This window comes from Psychrobacter sp. CAL346-MNA-CIBAN-0220 (assembly GCF_040309805.1).
Classification (GTDB): Bacteria; Pseudomonadota; Gammaproteobacteria; order Pseudomonadales; family Moraxellaceae; genus Psychrobacter.
The window spans coordinates 1-252 of the sequence record NZ_JBEOPF010000544.1; the positions used below are offsets into that span (position 1 = coordinate 1).

The following is a 252-nucleotide window of genomic DNA, read 5'->3' on the forward strand; positions in this document are numbered from 1 at the left end:
GCCAAAATGGCATCCATTAACGATTTTTTATCAATCGCTTGTGGTTTATTGCTATATTTGTCTGCTTGTAGCTTATTCATTGCTAACGCTAATTGTTCTGATAAACCGCTGATTTGAGCCAAAGTCATCAATTTACCTAAACGTTCGCTAAAGTAGGCTTGTACCGCAATAATCGCCGCACTGCTGTCGTTACGGTCGCATGCATGAATAATTGCATTGAGTCCAGTCGTTGCTGTTTTTCTAGGTATTTTG

1 protein-coding gene is annotated in these 252 nt (G+C 39.7%); it reads right to left on the reverse strand.

What is annotated here, in order from left to right; all coding sequences use genetic code 11:
* Positions 1–252: hypothetical protein (locus tag AAEY88_RS14720; RefSeq protein ID WP_350563583.1), on the reverse strand; the 252-nt coding region annotated here is incomplete at both ends.